Genomic DNA, 15,059 nt, shown 5'->3' with positions numbered 1-15,059 from the left:
GCCGCCGCTCCCCCGGCGGCGCTGCGTCGTTCCCGGGGTCCGGCGGCCGGGCCGCTCAGCGGCGGGGCAGGAACGTGGCCAGGACCGGGTCGAGCCGGGCCACCCACTCCTCGACCCGGGCGGCGCGGCGGCCGTCGAGCTCGCAGGTGTAGGCGCCGCCCTCGTGGAGCGAGACGACGACGCGCAGCCCCCGGCCGCGGCGGGTCCGCAGCAGGTCGATCCCGGAGATCTCGTCCCAGCCGAAGTCGATCTCCTCGCCGTAGAGCTGGAGGTGCACGCCGGAGCCGTCGACGACGATCCCGGACACCCGGTCGGCGGCCACGAACTCCGGCACGAAACCGGGCGGTACGGCTCCGGGCGGGGCCGAGGGCGGCAGGGAAGGCGGTGGCGGTACGGCGAAGGCGCCCGGCGGGCCGAAGCCCTGCGGGGGTCCGAAGCCCTGGGGCGGTACGTGCGGAGGTACGGGCCCCGGCGGGGGCCCGTGGGTGGGGGCCGCCGGTACGACCAGCGTGGCGGGGTGCGGTTCCCCCTCGCCCAGCGCGTCCAGGATCTCGTCCGGCGTGGGGCGTTCGGCCGGGTCCTTGGCGAGGCAGCGGGCGATCAGGCCGCGCAGGGCCTCCGGGACGGAGGCCAGGTCCGGGGCCTCGTGGACCGAGCGGTACATGAGGCCCATCGGGGTCCCCTCCCCGAAGGGGCGGCCGCCCGCGGCGGCGACCAGGACGGCGCCGAGGGCGAAGACGTCGGCGGCGCCCGTCACCTCCTCGCCGAGGGCCTGTTCGGGGGCGAGGTAGCCGGGGGTGCCGAAGGCGGAGCCGGTGGCGGTGAGCCGGGTCGACTCCAGGGCGCGGGCGATCCCGAAGTCGAGGACGCGCGGCCCGTCGGGGGCCATGACGATGTTCCCGGGCTTGAGGTCGCGGTGGACGAGGCCGCAGGCGTGGATGGCCTCCAGGGCCTCCGCGAGCGCGGCCCCGAGCGCGCGCAGCCGCGCCTCGTCCATCGGGCCCTCGTCGGTGACGAGCGCGGCGAGGGTGGGGCCGGGGACGTAGGCGGTCGCGAGCCAGGGCGCCTCGGCGTCGGGGTCGGCGTCGACGACCTGCGCGGTGTGGAAGCCGCCGACCTGCCGGGCGGCGGCGACCTCGGCGCGGAAGCGTGCGCGGAAGGAGGGATCGGAGGCGAGTTCCGGCCGCGCCACTTTGACGGCGACGGCGCGGCCGCCGCGCGATCGGGCAAGGTAGACGGTGCCCATGCCGCCTTCGCCCAGCTTGTGCTCGATGACGTATCTGCCGATGAGGGTCCCCACGCGGGACAGTATGGCCGAAGTCCGCACCTTGACCGGTCCATGACATGACTCCACCATGTCCGGAACACCCCGCACGACCCGCAGGACCCCGCACGACCCGCACCACCCCCTCGCACCTCCCCCTCGCAATGCCGCCGTTCCGCTTCGCCGTTGTCGCACCCCCCACCCTCCCCACCCAGGAGACACCATGCGACGTTCCCTCCGCGCCAGGAGGCCGGGCAGGAGGCCCGCCCTCCTCGCGACCCTCGTGGCGCTCGCCCTCGTGGCGCCCCTCTCCGCGCTCTCGACGCCCGCCGGGGCCGACCCGGCGTCGGCCGCCGCCGGCACTTCCGCTCGTCCCGCCGCCCGTTCCGCCGCGGACGAGGAGGTGGTCCGGCAGTACGAGGTGGCCGGGCCCGCCACCCCGGCCGCCCGCACCGCGCTCGCCGCCACCGGGGTCTCGATCGACGAGGTCGACGCCCGCGCGGTCGTGGTCAGCGCGAACGCCCGGCAGCTCGGGCGCGTCCGGGCCCTGGGCTACCGGCCCGTGGCCCTGCCGGGCCCGCCGGACCGGGGCGAGGCCGGCCGGTCCGCGCTCGGCCCGCTGGACTTCCCGTCGGCGGACTCCCGCTACCACAACTACGCCGAGGCGACCGCGGAGATCAACCAGCGGCTCGCCCAGTACCCCTCGATCATGAGCAAGCGGGTGATCGGGAAGTCGTACGAGGGCCGGGACATCGTCGCGATCAAGGTCAGCGACAACGTGGCCGTCGACGAGAACGAGCCCGAGGTCCTCTTCACCCACCACCAGCACGCCCGCGAGCACCTCACCGTCGAGATGGCGCTCTACCTGCTGCGCGAACTCGGCGCGGGCTACGGCACGGACAGCAGGATCACCAACGCGGTGAACGGGCGCGAGATCTGGATCGTCCCGGACCTCAACCCGGACGGCGGCGAGTACGACATCGCGTCCGGCTCCTACCGCAGCTGGCGCAAGAACCGCCAGCCCAACTCCGGCTCCTCGTACGTCGGTACGGACACGAACCGGAACTGGGACTACAAGTGGGGCTGCTGCGGCGGCTCCTCCGGAACCAAGAGCTCCGAGACCTACCGGGGCACGGCCCCCGAGTCCGCCCCCGAGGTGAAGGTCGTCGCCGACTTCGTCCGCTCCCGGGTGGTCGGCGGGAAGCAGCAGATCAAGGCGTCGATCGACTTCCACACGTACAGCGAACTGGTGCTGTGGCCGTTCGGCTGGACCACCGCCGACACCGCCCCCGGCATGACCCAGGACGACCGGAACGCCTTCGCGGCCGTGGGCAAGAAGATGGCCGCGAGCAACGGCTACACCCCCGAGCAGTCCAGCGACCTGTACGTCACGGACGGCTCGATCGACGACTACCTGTGGGGCGCGCAGAGGATCTTCGCGTACACCTTCGAGATGTACCCGACGTCCTCCTGGAACGGCGGCTTCTACCCGCCCGACGAGGTCATCGAACGCGAGACCGCCCGCAACCGGGACGCGGTGCTCCAACTCCTGGAGAACGCGGACTGCATGTACCGCTCGATCGGCAAGCAGGGGCAGTACTGCGCGGCGTGATCCGGAAGGCCCGGTGCGGGCCCGTACCCCTCCGGGGGTGCGGGCCCGCTCCCGTCAGCGCGGGCGCGCCGTGTCCGCCGCGCCGGACGGTTTCGGGACCACCCCGTCCAGCGGGGTCAGCAGCCAGTGCCCGTCCTCCCGGCTCACGGTCTCCACGACCGCGACCGGACGCCTCCGCTCCCCGGCGGTGCCGGTCAGCCGCACGCTCCAGACGTCCGGGAACTCGGAGGTGCGCTTCCACGTCACGTCCCAGTCCCGGCCGCCGTACCGCTCGATCCGGGCGCGGGCGTCGTCCCCGCCGTGCGGATGGGCGGCGAGGAGGCCGGCCAGGCCGGGCTCGTCCGAGGCGTTGAGCAGCTCCACGTACCGGCCGAGGAAGCGGTCCTGGTCGGCCAGGTCCGGCTTCTCCTCCGCCCCGCCGCAGCCCGCGAGCAGTACCGCGCACAGTACGGCCGCGACCGGCACGCCGATGCCGAACGGTTTCGTTCTCCTGGTGCGTCCCATCCGGTGTCCCCCCTCGTGGCCCGAGGGTCAACCGTCGCACACGGAAGGGCTTTTCAGCCCAGGACCGCCAGCGCGTCGATCTCGATGAGGAGGCCGGCGGGGAGGCCGACGTAGACGGTGGTGCGGGCGGAGGCGGGGGCCTTGAGGCCCTGCTCCTCGAAGTACTGGTTGTAGATCTCGTTCATCTCGGCGAAGTGGTCCACGTCCGTCAGGTAGACGCGCGTCATCATCACGTCGTCCCAGGTCGCGCCGCCCTCCTCCAGGATCGCCTTGACGTTGGCGAAGGTCTGGAGGGTCTGCTCGCGCAGGGTCGGGCCCGCGACGGTCGGGGCCTGCCCCTCGACGGCGGGCAGGAAGCCGACCTGGCCGGCGACCTGGAGGATGTTGCCCTTCTTCACGCCGTGCGAGAACTTCGCGGGCGGGGTGGTGTGGGTGGCGGGGGTCAGGGCGGTCTTCTCGGTCGGCTGCTCGCTCATGCGGTGTCCTTGGTCGGTGCGGTGCCGGAGTACTCCCGGCTGATGGCGTCCGCGGTGCGGCGCACCTGCGGGAGGAGGGTGAGGAGTTCCTCGGCCGTGACGACCACGTTGGGCGCCGAGACCGACATCGCGGCGACGACCCGCCCGTCGGCGCCGCGGATGGGGGCGCCGACGCAGTTGATGGACTCCTCGTGGCCGCCGAGGTCGGTGGCCCACCCCTGCTCGCGCACGGTCGCCAGCTCCTTGAGGAAGGCGGCGGCGTTCGGCGTCGAACGGGGCGTGTACGGGGGGTAGTCGAGCTTCGCGGCGACCGCGCGCCGCTCGGCCTCGGGCAGGTCGGCCAGGAGCAGCTTGGCCACGGCGGCGACGGTGATCGCGACGGGCCGGCCGATGCGCGAGTACATCCGCACCGGGTAGCGGCTCTCGACCTTGTCGATGTAGAGGACCTCGCCCTCCTCGTACACCGCGAGGTGGATCGTGTGCCCGATCCGCTCGTTGAGGGCGGTGAGGTAGGGGTGGGCGATCTCCCGGACGTCGAGGTTCTCGACGGCCTCCTGCGCGAGCGCGAAGAGCCGGGCGCCGAGGCGGTAGCGCTGGTCCTGCTGGCGGTGGACGAGACCGTGCTCGTGGAGGGTGCGCAGCAGCCGCAGGGCCGTGGACTTGTGGACGCCGAGGCTCTCGGCGACCTGCCCGAGGTCGGCGGGGCCCCGCGCGAGCAGCGGCAGGATGCTGAGCGCCCGGTCGACGGTCTGGCTCATGGCGTGCGTACCTCCTGGTCGTCCCCCGCGCGGCCGGGGCCTTCCGGGCCGTCGCCCGTCCGCCCGGGGTCCTTCTCGTCGGCCTCCGTCCAGCCGGGGCCGAGGTGAAGTGTCCCCCAGGCCGCGTCGCCGAGCGCGGCCAGGCGGTCGGCGCGGTCCCGGCGGGGCGGGGCGGCCAGGTCGCCGGGGACGGTGAGGGCGGCGGCGGCCGCGAGGTGCCCGTGCCGGAGCCGGGCCCCGAGGCCGAGGCCGCGGAGGGTCGCGGAGAGGAAACCGGCGGCGAAGGCGTCCCCGGCGCCGATCGGGGAGACGACGTCGACGCGGGGGGCGGGCACGAAGACCCCGTCCGCCGCGTCCGCCGCGTCCGCCGCGTTCCCATGGGCTCCCCGGTCGACGGCGACGGCCCCGGTCCCGCCCAGCTTGACCACGACGGTCCCCGGTTCGGGGAGCGCGTCGAAGACCGCGCGGGGGTCCTCCAGGCCCCACAGCCGCTCCGCCTCGTCCGCCCCGACGAAGACGACGTCGGCGCGGCGGGCCAGGCCGAGGAGCACGCCGGGGGCGTCGCCGTCGTGCCACAGGGCCGGCCGGTGGTTGACGTCGAAGGAGACCAGCGGCCGGCCGGGGCGCGGGGCGGTGAGCTCCCGCACCAGGGCCAGGCAGTCCCCGGAGAGGGCGGCGGTGATGCCGGTGAGGTGCAGGATCCGGGCCCCGGCGACGCTCTCGTACGGGACGGTCGCGGGCGACATGGCCGAGGCGGCGGAACCGGCCCGGTAGTAGACGACCTCGTGGGCGTCGGTGGCCCGGTCCTCGTCCGTGCGGAAGTAGATCCCGGTCGGCCGGCGCGGGTCGCGGCCGACGGCGGTGACGTCGACGCCGTGGCCGCCGATGACGTCGACCAGGTGGTCGCCGAAGCCGTCCCTGCCGACCCGGCCGACCCACTTGGCCCGGTGCCCGGCGGCGGCCAGGGCGCAGGCGACGTTGGACTCGGCCCCGCCGATCGCCCGGCTGAAGGAGGGCACGTCCGCGAGGCGGCCCGGCCGGGAGGGAAGGAAGGTGACCATGGACTCACCGAGACAGACGACGTCGACGGGCCCGCCGGGCGGGGTGACGTCGGCGGACCGGGCGGCGTCGGTGGGCAGGGCGGCGCTCATGGGCAGGGCAGCGTCCACGGGCCGGGCACCACCGACAGGCCGGGCGGCATCGGCGGACCGAGCGGCGCTCACGGGCAAGGCAGCAGCGTCCCCAGGCCGGGCACCACCGACAGGCCGGCCACTACCGACGAACCCGCCACCACCGACGGACCGGCCACCACCAACAGACCGGGCCGCTCCCACAGACCCGGCTACGTCCACACCCCCGGCGACGTCCACCGCACGGACCACGCCCGGACCCACGCCCGGGCCCATCTCCAGGCCCACGCCCGGGCCCGCCTCCGGCGACAGGGGCGCGTGTCCGCTCACTCTCGTGCTCCCTGCGAGTCCCACGGGTCCATTGACCCGGCCTTGGCCCGGATGTTAGACAGCCATGAGCAAGGTGCGCAATGACTGTTGCACATCATGCAACACCCACGAGGAGGAGCCCATGCCCGGCCCGGTGAACGAGACGCCCGCGCGGAAGGCGCACGAGGTCCCCGACCTCGCCGCCGAACGCGTCGACCACCGCTTCAAGGCCCTCCCCCCGGACGCCGAGGGCCTGACCGTCGGCGAGCTCTCCGCCCAGCGCCGCGACCTCTTCACCGGCGGCTACACCACCCCCGTCCTGGCCCTCTCCGCCGAGTCCGTCGCGCACAACCTGCGCCTCCTGGAGACGTACGCCGAGCGCCACGGCCTCGCCTTCGCCCCGCACGGCAAGACCTCCATGGCCCCCCGGCTCTTCGAGCGGCAGCTGGAGCACGGCGCCTGGGGCATCACCGCCGCCGTGCCCCACCAGGCCCGCGTCTACCGCGCCCACGGCATCGCCCGGATCTTCCTCGCCAACGAGCTGGTCGACCCCGTCGCCCTGCGCTGGCTCGCCGCCGAGCTCGACGCCGACCCGGACTTCCGCTTCGTCTGCTACGTCGACTCCGTGCGCGGCGTCGAGCTGATGGACGAGGCCCTGCGCGCCGCCGGGGCGGGCCGCCCGGTGGACGTCGTCGTCGAGCTGGGCGCCGGAGAGGGGGCCCGTACCGGAGTCCGTACGGAGGAGGAGTGCGCGGCCGTCGCCGACGCGGTCGCCGGCACCGGCACGCTCCGGCTCGTCGGCGTCGCCGGGTACGAGGGCGAGGTCCCGCGGGCCGACCCCGAGCGGGTCCGCGCCTGGCTGCTGCGGCTCACCGGCCTGGCCGCCGCCTTCGACGCGGAGGGCCGCTTCGACGCCGGGATCGGCGAGATCGTGGTGAGCGCGGGCGGCAGCGCCTGGTTCGACACGGTCGCGGAGGTCTTCGCGGAGCTGCCCGCCCTCTCCCTCCCGGTCCTGAAACTGCTGCGCTCCGGCGCGTACGTCTCGCACGACGACGGCCACTACCGGCACCTCACCCCCTTCAACCGGGTCCCGGCGGAGGGCGCGCTCCAGCCCGCGTTCCGGCTCTGGTCGCAGGTCGTCTCCCGGCCCACCGCCGAGCAGGCCTTCACCAACGCGGGCAAGCGCGACGCCGCCCACGACCTGCACCTCCCCGAGGCCCAGGTGGTGCGCGACGCCCGCACGGGCGAGATCCGCCCCGCCGAGGGCATCACCGTGACGGGCCTCTCCGACCAGCACGCCTGGCTGCGCACGGAGCCGGGCGCGGACCTGGAGGTCGGGGACTGGGTGGGGATGGGCCTCTCCCACCCGTGCACGTCGTTCGACAAGTGGCAGCTCATCCCGCTGGTCGAGGCCGACGGCACGGTGGTCGACCACATCCGTACGTTCTTCTAGGCACCGGGGAGCCGGAACAGTGCTGGAACTCGTCATCCGCGACGCCGAGGTCGTCGACGGCGGCGGCGGCCCCTCCTACCGGGCCGACGTCGGCGTCGAGGGCGGCCGGATCACCACGATCGTCCAGGAGGCGGCCGCCGCCGGCTGCCAGCGGCCCACCGGCCGCCGGATCCTGGACGCCGAGGGGCTCGTCCTCTCCCCCGGCTTCGTCGACATGCACGCCCACAGCGACCTCGCGCTGCTCCGCGACCCGGACCACTCCGCGAAGGCCGCGCAGGGCGTGACCCTGGAGGTCCTGGGCCAGGACGGCCTGTCGTACGCGCCGGTGGACGACCGCACGCGCGCGGAGGTGCGGCGGGCGATCACCGGCTGGAACGGCGACGGCTCCGACCTGGACCTGGACTGGCGCACGGTCGGCGAGTACCTCGACCGGCTCGACGGCGCGCACGGCGGCCGGGGCATCGCCGTCAACGCCGCCTACCTCGTCCCCCAGGGGACGGTCCGGATGCGGGCGGTCGGCTGGGAGGACCGCCCGGCGACGGACGCCGAGCTGGACCTGATGCGGCGGCTCGTCGCCGAGGGCCTGGAGCAGGGCGCGGTCGGCATGTCCTCCGGCCTGACGTACACCCCGGGGATGTACGCGCCGGACGCCGAGCTGACCGAGCTGTGCCGGGTCGTCGCGGAGTACGGCGGCTACTACTGCCCGCACCACCGCTCGTACGGGGCCGGGGCCCTCGACGCGTACGCGGAGATGATCGCCCTGACCCGCGAGGCCGGGTGCGCCCTGCACCTGGCCCACGCCACCATGAACTTCGGCGTGAACGAGGGCCGGGCCCCCGAGCTGCTCGCCCTCCTGGACGCGGCCCTGGACGCGGGTGCGGACATCAGCCTGGACACGTACCCGTACACCCCCGGCTGTACGACCCTGGTGGCCGTGCTGCCGAGCTGGGCGGGCGAGGGCGGCCCGGAGGCGGTGCTCGCACGGCTCCGGGACGACGCGACGGCCGAGCGGATCCGGCACCACTTGGAGGAGGTCGGCTCGGACGGCTGCCACGGCGTCCCGGTCGACTGGTCCACGATCGAGGTCTCGGGGGTGACCGGGCCCGGGCTCGCGGAGTTCGTCGGCCGCCGCGTCGACGGCTGGGCCACGGCCCGCCGGCTCCTGGTCGAGGACCGGCTCGGCACGACGATCCTCCAGCACGTGGGCCACGAGGAGAACGTCCGGACGATCATGCGCCACCGGGTGCACACGGGCGGCTCGGACGGCATCCTCCAGGGCCTCAAGCCGCACCCGCGCGCGTACGGCACGTTCCCCGAGTACCTGGGGCGGTACGCGCGCGACCTGGGCGTCCTGTCCCTGGAGGAGTGCGTCGCCCACCTGACCTCCCGCCCGGCCGCCCGCCTCCGGCTCCCCGACCGGGGCCTGGTCCGCGAGGGGTACGTGGCCGACCTGGTCCTCTTCGACCCGGCGACGGTCGCCTCGGGCGCGACGTACGAGCACCCCAGGACCCCGCCGACGGGCATCCCGCACGTCCTGATCGGGGGGAGGTTCGTGATGGAGGACGGCAGGCGCACGGACGTCCTGGCGGGCCGCGCGATCAGGAGGACGCCGGTCTCCCGCTAGGACCCGTCCTGCGGATCGGGGTCGCGGCCCCGGCCCCGATCCGCCGGACGGGCCGTGGGCGCGCCCACGGAGTCGGCGCCTTCCTCCGCGCCGGCCCGCCACGGCTCCCGCCGCGCCCACAGCAGACCGAGCGCGGCCACGGCCCCCGCCGCCACGAACCCGTACCAGGGCGTGCGGCCGGACGGCGCCGTCTCGTACACGAGGGCCGCCGACAGCACCGCGAGGACCTGTCCCGCCCGGCCGTACCAGGCCACCGACGCGACGACGGCCGTCCCCCACAGCAGGTACCAGGGCTGGACCATCGGCGAGAGCGCGACCAGGGCCACCAGGGAGAGGCCGAGGCCGAGGACCGGGTCGAGGAGGCCCCGCCAGGCGCGCCATGCGAGGACCGCGATGAGGACGAGCGCGGCGGCGAGGCCCAGCTTCTGCACGAGGTCCTTGACCGGGTCGGGGTCGTCCGCGAGGAGCAGCCCGAGTCCGAGCCCCAGGTCGCTGGTGAGCGACAGGGCGGTGTGGATGGTCCCGGCGACGCTCTGCGTCCGCAGCCACCCGAACCCGGTCCCGGCGAGCACGGTCGCCCCCGCCGCCACGGCCCCCGCGACGGCCCCGGGAAGCACGAGGCCCTTCGCCAGGCCCAGGGCGCCGCCCCCGGCCCGGCGGGCGACCATCACCCCGATGAAGAGCAGGGCGACCGCCGCCGGGGACTTCACCGTCAGCGCGAGGCCGACGAGGACGCTGCCGAGGACCCACCGGCCGCGCGTCGCGAGCAGGACCCCGGCGAGGACGAGCCCGATCATCAGGCCGTCGTTGTGGGTGCCGCCGACGACGTGGATCAGGAAGAGCGGGTTGAGGACGGCCAGCCACAGCGCGCCCGCCCGGCCGCCGGGCCCGCCGCCGAGCCCCCGTACGGCCCACACGGTGAGCGCGAGCGCGCCGAGGGCGATCAGGCGCATCCCGAGGACGGCGGGCACGACGGCCCCGCCGGTGACCTTCACGACCGCCGCCGCGAGGACCAGGAAGGCCGGCCCGTACGGGGCGGGGGTGTCGGTCCAGTGCCCGCCGACGCTCGCCGCCGCCTCGGCGCCGAGCTCGCCGGGGCCGAGGACGGAGGGCCCGGCGCCGTACACGTCGTGCCCTTCGAGGACCATCGCGCCCTGGGCGACGTAGCTGTACACGTCGGCGCTGTGCAGCGGCGGGGCGAGGAGCAGCGGCGCGGTCCAGAGGGCGAGGGTCTTGAGGACCCCGTCCCGTACGGCCCCGGCGCCCCGGACGAGCAGCGCGCCGTACCGCCACCACGCGGCGACGAGCAGGGTCAGGCCGAGGTACGCGAGGACGGCCCCGGCGACCGAGGGCGCCGTGCCGTGCCGCTCCCACAGCCCCCAGCCGCCGCGCACCGGCAGCGTCCCGGCGAACCATCCGCCCACGGCGACGGCGAGCGACCCGCCCGCACCCAGCCACCGGCATCCGGAGGCACTGAAGACCCACATGGCGTGCCAACCTATCCGGCCGCGCCGGGCCGCACCGCACCCGGCCGCCCGGAACCGCGCCACCCCCGACGTGGCCCAAAACACGAAGCGTCCCGGCCGCCCCGGCCGTAAGCTCTCGTCATGCAGGTGATCCAGTCCACGAAGCTCGCCAACGTCTGTTACGAAATCCGGGGTCCGGTGCTCGAAGAGGCGATGCGGCTCGAAGCCGCGGGTCATCGCATCCTCAAGCTCAACACCGGCAATCCGGCCGCCTTCGGCTTCGAGTGCCCGCCCGCCATCCTGGAAGACGTGCTGCGCAACCTCGCGGACGCGCACGGCTACGGCGACGCGAAGGGGCTGCTCGCGGCCCGCCGGGCGGTCATGAGCCACTACGAGACCAAGGGCATCCCGCTCTCCGTCGAGGACATCTACCTCGGCAACGGCGTCTCCGAGCTGATCCAGATGGCGATGCAGGCGCTCCTCGACGACGGCGACGAGGTCCTCGTCCCGGCGCCGGACTATCCGCTGTGGACGGCCTCGGTGTCGCTCGCGGGCGGCACGGCCGTGCACTACCGCTGCGACGAGCAGGCCGACTGGATGCCGGACCTCGCGGACATCGAGCGGAAGATCACCGACCGCACCAAGGCGATCGTGATCATCAACCCGAACAACCCGACGGGCGCCGTCTACGACGACGAGATGCTCCGCTCCCTGACGGAGATCGCCCGCCGGCACGGCCTGGTCGTCTGCTCGGACGAGATCTACGACAAGATCCTCTACGACGGCGCCACGCACACCCCGACCGCCGCCGTCGCCCCCGACCTGCTCTGCCTCACCTTCAACGGGATGAGCAAGAACTACCGGGTGGCCGGCTTCCGCTCGGGCTGGCTCGCGGTCTGCGGCCCGAAGCACCACGCGTCCTCGTACATCGAGGGCCTGACGATCCTGGCCAACATGCGCCTCTGCGCGAACATGCCGGCGCAGCACGCGGTGGCCGCCGCCCTCCAGGGCCGGCAGTCGATCGAGGACCTGGTCCTGCCGGGCGGACGGCTCCTGGAGCAGCGGGACACGGCGTACGAGCTGCTGACGCAGATCCCGGGCGTGACGTGCGTGAAGCCGAAGGGCGCGCTGTACCTCTTCCCCCGGCTCGACCCGAACGTCTACAAGATCAAGGACGACCGGCAGATGGTCCTGGACCTGCTGCGGGCCGAGAAGATCATGGTGGTGCACGGGACGGGCTTCAACTGGCACGAGCCGGACCACTTCCGGATCGTGACGCTGCCGGCGGCGGCGGACCTGGCGGACGCGGTGACGCGGATCGGGCGGTTCCTGGACGGCTACAGCCAGCCGTAGCCCCCCGCCCCCGGACGCCCCCCTTCCGGACCTCGCTCAACTTTAGACTCAATCTAAGCTAGGATGGCTCCAGAGCACCTCAGGAGGCCGTCCCATGTACGAACCGATCCGCACCAAGTCGGTCCACCGGATGGCCGACGACGACCACGACGCGTACCCGCACCGCTCCCGCGAGGAGGAGCTGGACATCCAGCTCGCCGGACACCTCGCGGCCCTGCTCGCCGTCACCGACGAGCTGGGCGACACGGAGGCCGGCGAGCTCATCGCCCGGCAGGTGGCGCGGCTGCGCGGCGCACCGCCCGCACGGCACGCGGCCCTGAGCGGCTCGTCCGCGCGGGAGCTGCACACGAAGGCGCACGCCCTCGCGGGCCGCGCCCTGGTCGTCGCCGCCTCCCGGGCCGACACGGCCGCCGCGATCCTCTCCGCCGAGCGGATGGACGCGCACACCGCGGCACTGTCCGGGGAACCCACCCTGGTCGCCGCCCCCTGACGGCCCCGGTCCGCGCGGCACGAACCGCGCGGACCGGGTGCCAACCACCCCCGCGCGGGGACGCGTTCACCCGGTGGCGGTCGCCACGGGTACGGTCGACTCGAACTCCGCGTACTCCACGACGCACACCGGCGTGCCGCCCCCGTACGCCTTCGCGCCCTTCACCACCGTCCGGCCGGTCGCGCCGACCGCGAGGTCCGCGACGGTCCCGGTCCCCCGGTCGACCGTCTTCCCGTCCTCGTCCCGGAACTCCACCGTCACCCGGTAGGTGCCCGCGCGGGCGGCCCGGCTGGTGACCGACAGCTCGGCCACCGGCCGCCCGGTGGCCGGGTCGGGGGCGCACCGCGCCACCGTCACGTCCTCGGACGGGAACCTCATGTCCTTGTGGTTCTCCCCGACCGCGTAGATGTACGCGGCGATGCCTCCGACCGGCACGAGCACGACCAGCGCACCCGTCACCACCAGCAGTACGACCACCCAGCGCGGCACGTGAACACCCCCCTCACGACGGGCTCACGGTACCTCCGGTTCCGGCCGGGCCCATGCGCCGGCCCCCGGAGCCTGAGGGGGCTCCGGGGGCCGGGCGGATCGTGGTGGGCCGTCGTGACCCCACTGGTCAGGGCGGAATTTCGGGGCAACCCACCACGAGTTCGGGGTGCGGGATCAGCCGAGGCGCTCCACGAGCGCGCGGTACTCGTCCCACAGCTCCTTCGGCGTGTGGTCGCCGAAGGTGTTCAGGTGGTCGGGGACGAGGGCGGCCTCCTCGCGCCACACGTCACGGTCGACCTTGAGAAGGAACTCCAGGTCCTCGGCGGGCAGGTCCAGGCCGTCGGTGTCGAGGGACTCCGCGGTCGGCAGGATGCCGATCGGGGTCTCGACGCCCTCCGCCCTGCCGTCGAGGCGCTCGACGATCCACTTGAGGACGCGGCTGTTCTCGCCGAAGCCGGGCCAGACGAACTTTCCGGCGTCGTTCTTGCGGAACCAGTTCACGTAGTAGATCTTCGGCAGCTTCGCCTGGTCCGCGTCGGCACCGACCTTGACCCAATGGGCCATGTAGTCGCCCATGTTGTAGCCGCAGAACGGCAGCATGGCGAAGGGGTCGCGGCGCAGTTCGCCGACCTTGCCCTCGGCGGCGGCGGTCTTCTCGGAGGCGACGTTCGCGCCCAGGAAGACGCCGTGGTTCCAGTCGAAGGACTCGGTGACCAGCGGGACGGCGGAGGCGCGGCGGCCGCCGAAGAGGATGGCCGAGATCGGCACGCCCTTCGGGTCCTCCCACTCCGGCGCGATGGTCGGGCACTGTCCGGCGGGGACGGTGAAGCGGGCGTTGGGGTGGGCGGCGGGCGTCCCGGACGCGGGCGTCCAGTCGTTGCCCTTCCAGTCGGTGAGGTGGGCCGGGGCCTCCTCGGTCATGCCCTCCCACCACACGTCGCCGTCGTCGGTGAGGGCGACGTTGGTGAAGACGGAGTTGCCCCAGAGGGTCTTCATGGCGTTGGCGTTGGTGTGCTCGCCGGTGCCGGGCGCGACGCCGAAGAAGCCGGCCTCGGGGTTGATCGCGTACAGGCGACCGTCCTCGCCGAAGCGCATCCAGGCGATGTCGTCGCCGATGGTCTCGACGGTCCAGCCGGAGATCGTGGGCTCCAGCATGGCCAGGTTGGTCTTGCCACAGGCCGACGGGAAGGCGGCGGCGACGTACTTCGACTCGCCCTGGGGCGGGGTGAGCTTGAGGATCAGCATGTGCTCGGCGAGCCAGCCCTCGTCACGCGCCATGACGGAGGCGATGCGGAGCGCGTAGCACTTCTTGCCGAGCAGGGCGTTGCCGCCGTAGCCGGAGCCGTACGACCAGATCTCGCGGGTCTCGGGGAAGTGCGAGATGTACTTGGTGGAGTTGCAGGGCCACGGGACGTCCCGCTCGCCCTCCGCGAGGGGGGCGCCGAGGGTGTGGACGGCCTTGACGAAGAAGCCGTCGTCGCCCAGCTCGTCGAGGACGGCCTGTCCCATGCGGGTCATGGTGCGCATGGAGACGGCGACGTACGCGGAGTCGGTGATCTCGACGCCGATGGCGGAGAGCGGGGAGCCGACCGGGCCCATGCAGAAGGGCACGACGTACATGGTGCGGCCGCGCATCGACCCGCGGAAGATGCCGTCCTCGCCCGCGAAGACGTCTTTCATCTCCGCCGGGGCCTTCCAGTGGTTGGTCGGGCCCGCGTCCTCCTCCTTCTCGGAGCAGATGAAGGTGCGGTCCTCGACGCGCGCGACGTCGGAGGGGTCGGAGGCGGCGTAGTAGGAGTTCGGGCGCAGGGTCGGGTCGAGCTTCTTGAACGTCCCCTTGGCGACGAGCTCCTCGCACAGGCGCTCGTACTCGGCCTCGGAGCCGTCGCACCAGACGATGTTGTCCGGCTGGGTGATCTCGGCGATCTCGTTCACCCAGGAGACGAGCTCCTGGTGCTGGGTGGGGACGGTGGTGGGAGCCGCGTTGTCGCGCGCCACGATTGCTCCTTTTGAGGGGTTTTTAGGTGTCTGCCCCGTGGGGGCCGCGACCCGGATGCTTCGTAGCTTGCTCATCCGGTGCCGACCGCACTCATTTGATCATCCGACGGATCCGCCCATCTGTCCAGAGGGC

Annotated in this window: 13 protein-coding genes; 5 read left to right on the top strand and 8 right to left on the bottom strand. The window is 73.8% G+C overall.

The features are described 5' to 3' along the window. Window positions 1-55: 55 nt before the first annotated feature. The gene (locus ACIQVI_RS16045; RefSeq protein WP_403595834.1) at window positions 56-1,300 is read right to left on the bottom strand and encodes a serine/threonine-protein kinase; all 1,245 of its coding nucleotides are present in this window, start codon (window positions 1,298-1,300) and stop codon (window positions 56-58) included. Between the two features lie 187 nt (window positions 1,301-1,487). On the opposite strand from ACIQVI_RS16045, the gene ACIQVI_RS16040 reads away from it, so the two are divergent. Continuing rightward, window positions 1,488-2,876, top strand: coding sequence for a M14 family metallopeptidase (locus ACIQVI_RS16040; protein WP_403595831.1), 1,389 nt, complete (start codon window positions 1,488-1,490; stop codon window positions 2,874-2,876). Window positions 2,877-2,930: 54 nt separating this feature from the next. Here the strand turns inward: ACIQVI_RS16040 and ACIQVI_RS16035 are convergent, their stop codons facing one another. Genes ACIQVI_RS16035 through ACIQVI_RS16020 form a run of 4 tightly spaced genes read right to left on the bottom strand, consistent with a single transcriptional unit; the run spans window position 2,931 to window position 5,675 of the window. Next, a complete protein-coding gene (locus tag ACIQVI_RS16035) occupies window positions 2,931-3,380 on the bottom strand; it encodes a hypothetical protein (RefSeq protein ID WP_403595828.1) in 450 nt (149 codons plus the stop codon). Window positions 3,381-3,433: 53 nt separating this feature from the next. Beyond that, window positions 3,434-3,856 carry a RidA family protein gene (locus tag ACIQVI_RS16030; protein ID WP_351972744.1) on the bottom strand — a complete coding sequence of 141 codons (423 nt, stop codon included), beginning with the start codon at window positions 3,854-3,856 and terminating at the stop codon, window positions 3,434-3,436. Next, on the bottom strand, window positions 3,853-4,614 hold the full coding sequence (locus tag ACIQVI_RS16025) for an IclR family transcriptional regulator (RefSeq protein WP_121833998.1): 762 nt from the start codon (window positions 4,612-4,614) through the stop codon (window positions 3,853-3,855). The genes ACIQVI_RS16030 and ACIQVI_RS16025 overlap by 4 nt, the downstream gene beginning before the upstream one ends. After that, on the bottom strand, window positions 4,611-5,675 hold the full coding sequence (locus tag ACIQVI_RS16020; RefSeq protein WP_403596873.1) for a sugar kinase: 1,065 nt from the start codon (window positions 5,673-5,675) through the stop codon (window positions 4,611-4,613). Before ACIQVI_RS16020 ends, ACIQVI_RS16025 begins: the two co-directional genes overlap by 4 nt. Window positions 5,676-6,195: 520 nt before the next feature. Here ACIQVI_RS16020 and ACIQVI_RS16015 point away from each other — a divergent pair. Next, window positions 6,196-7,506, top strand: a complete 1,311-nt coding sequence (locus tag ACIQVI_RS16015; protein WP_403596870.1) for an amino acid deaminase — start codon at window positions 6,196-6,198, stop codon at window positions 7,504-7,506. Window positions 7,507-7,525: 19 nt separating this feature from the next. After that, window positions 7,526-9,130, top strand: coding sequence for an amidohydrolase family protein (locus ACIQVI_RS16010; protein ID WP_403595823.1), 1,605 nt, complete (start codon window positions 7,526-7,528; stop codon window positions 9,128-9,130). Here ACIQVI_RS16010 and mptB read toward each other — a convergent pair. After that, the gene (gene mptB, locus ACIQVI_RS16005) at window positions 9,127-10,617 is read right to left on the bottom strand and encodes a polyprenol phosphomannose-dependent alpha 1,6 mannosyltransferase MptB (protein WP_403595820.1); all 1,491 of its coding nucleotides are present in this window, start codon (window positions 10,615-10,617) and stop codon (window positions 9,127-9,129) included. The two genes, ACIQVI_RS16010 and mptB, sit on opposite strands and share 4 nt — an antisense overlap. Window positions 10,618-10,737: 120 nt before the next feature. Here mptB and ACIQVI_RS16000 point away from each other — a divergent pair, with 120 nt between their 5' ends. Together ACIQVI_RS16000 and ACIQVI_RS15995 are read left to right on the top strand one after the other, a co-directional pair. After that, entirely contained in the window at window positions 10,738-11,949 is a 1,212-nt protein-coding gene (locus tag ACIQVI_RS16000) for a pyridoxal phosphate-dependent aminotransferase (protein WP_351972739.1), read from the top strand. A gap of 94 nt (window positions 11,950-12,043) precedes the next feature. Next, the gene (locus ACIQVI_RS15995; protein ID WP_403595817.1) at window positions 12,044-12,439 is read left to right on the top strand and encodes a hypothetical protein; all 396 of its coding nucleotides are present in this window, start codon (window positions 12,044-12,046) and stop codon (window positions 12,437-12,439) included. 66 nt (window positions 12,440-12,505) lie between these two features. Here ACIQVI_RS15995 and ACIQVI_RS15990 read toward each other — a convergent pair whose 3' ends face one another. Together ACIQVI_RS15990 and ACIQVI_RS15985 are read right to left on the bottom strand one after the other, a co-directional pair. Further along, complete coding sequence (locus tag ACIQVI_RS15990) at window positions 12,506-12,928, bottom strand: hypothetical protein (protein WP_403595814.1); 423 nt, start codon at window positions 12,926-12,928, stop codon at window positions 12,506-12,508. A 174-nt stretch (window positions 12,929-13,102) separates the two neighbouring features. After that, on the bottom strand, window positions 13,103-14,926 hold the full coding sequence (locus ACIQVI_RS15985; protein WP_403595812.1) for a phosphoenolpyruvate carboxykinase (GTP): 1,824 nt from the start codon (window positions 14,924-14,926) through the stop codon (window positions 13,103-13,105). Window positions 14,927-15,059 lie beyond the last annotated feature (133 nt).

The sequence above is a fragment of the Streptomyces sp. NPDC098101 genome (genome assembly GCF_044760185.1).
Lineage (GTDB): Bacteria > Actinomycetota > Actinomycetes > Streptomycetales > Streptomycetaceae > Streptomyces.
Note: the sequence above shows the minus strand (reverse complement) of the source record. Positions and strands in the feature narration are given on the sequence as shown.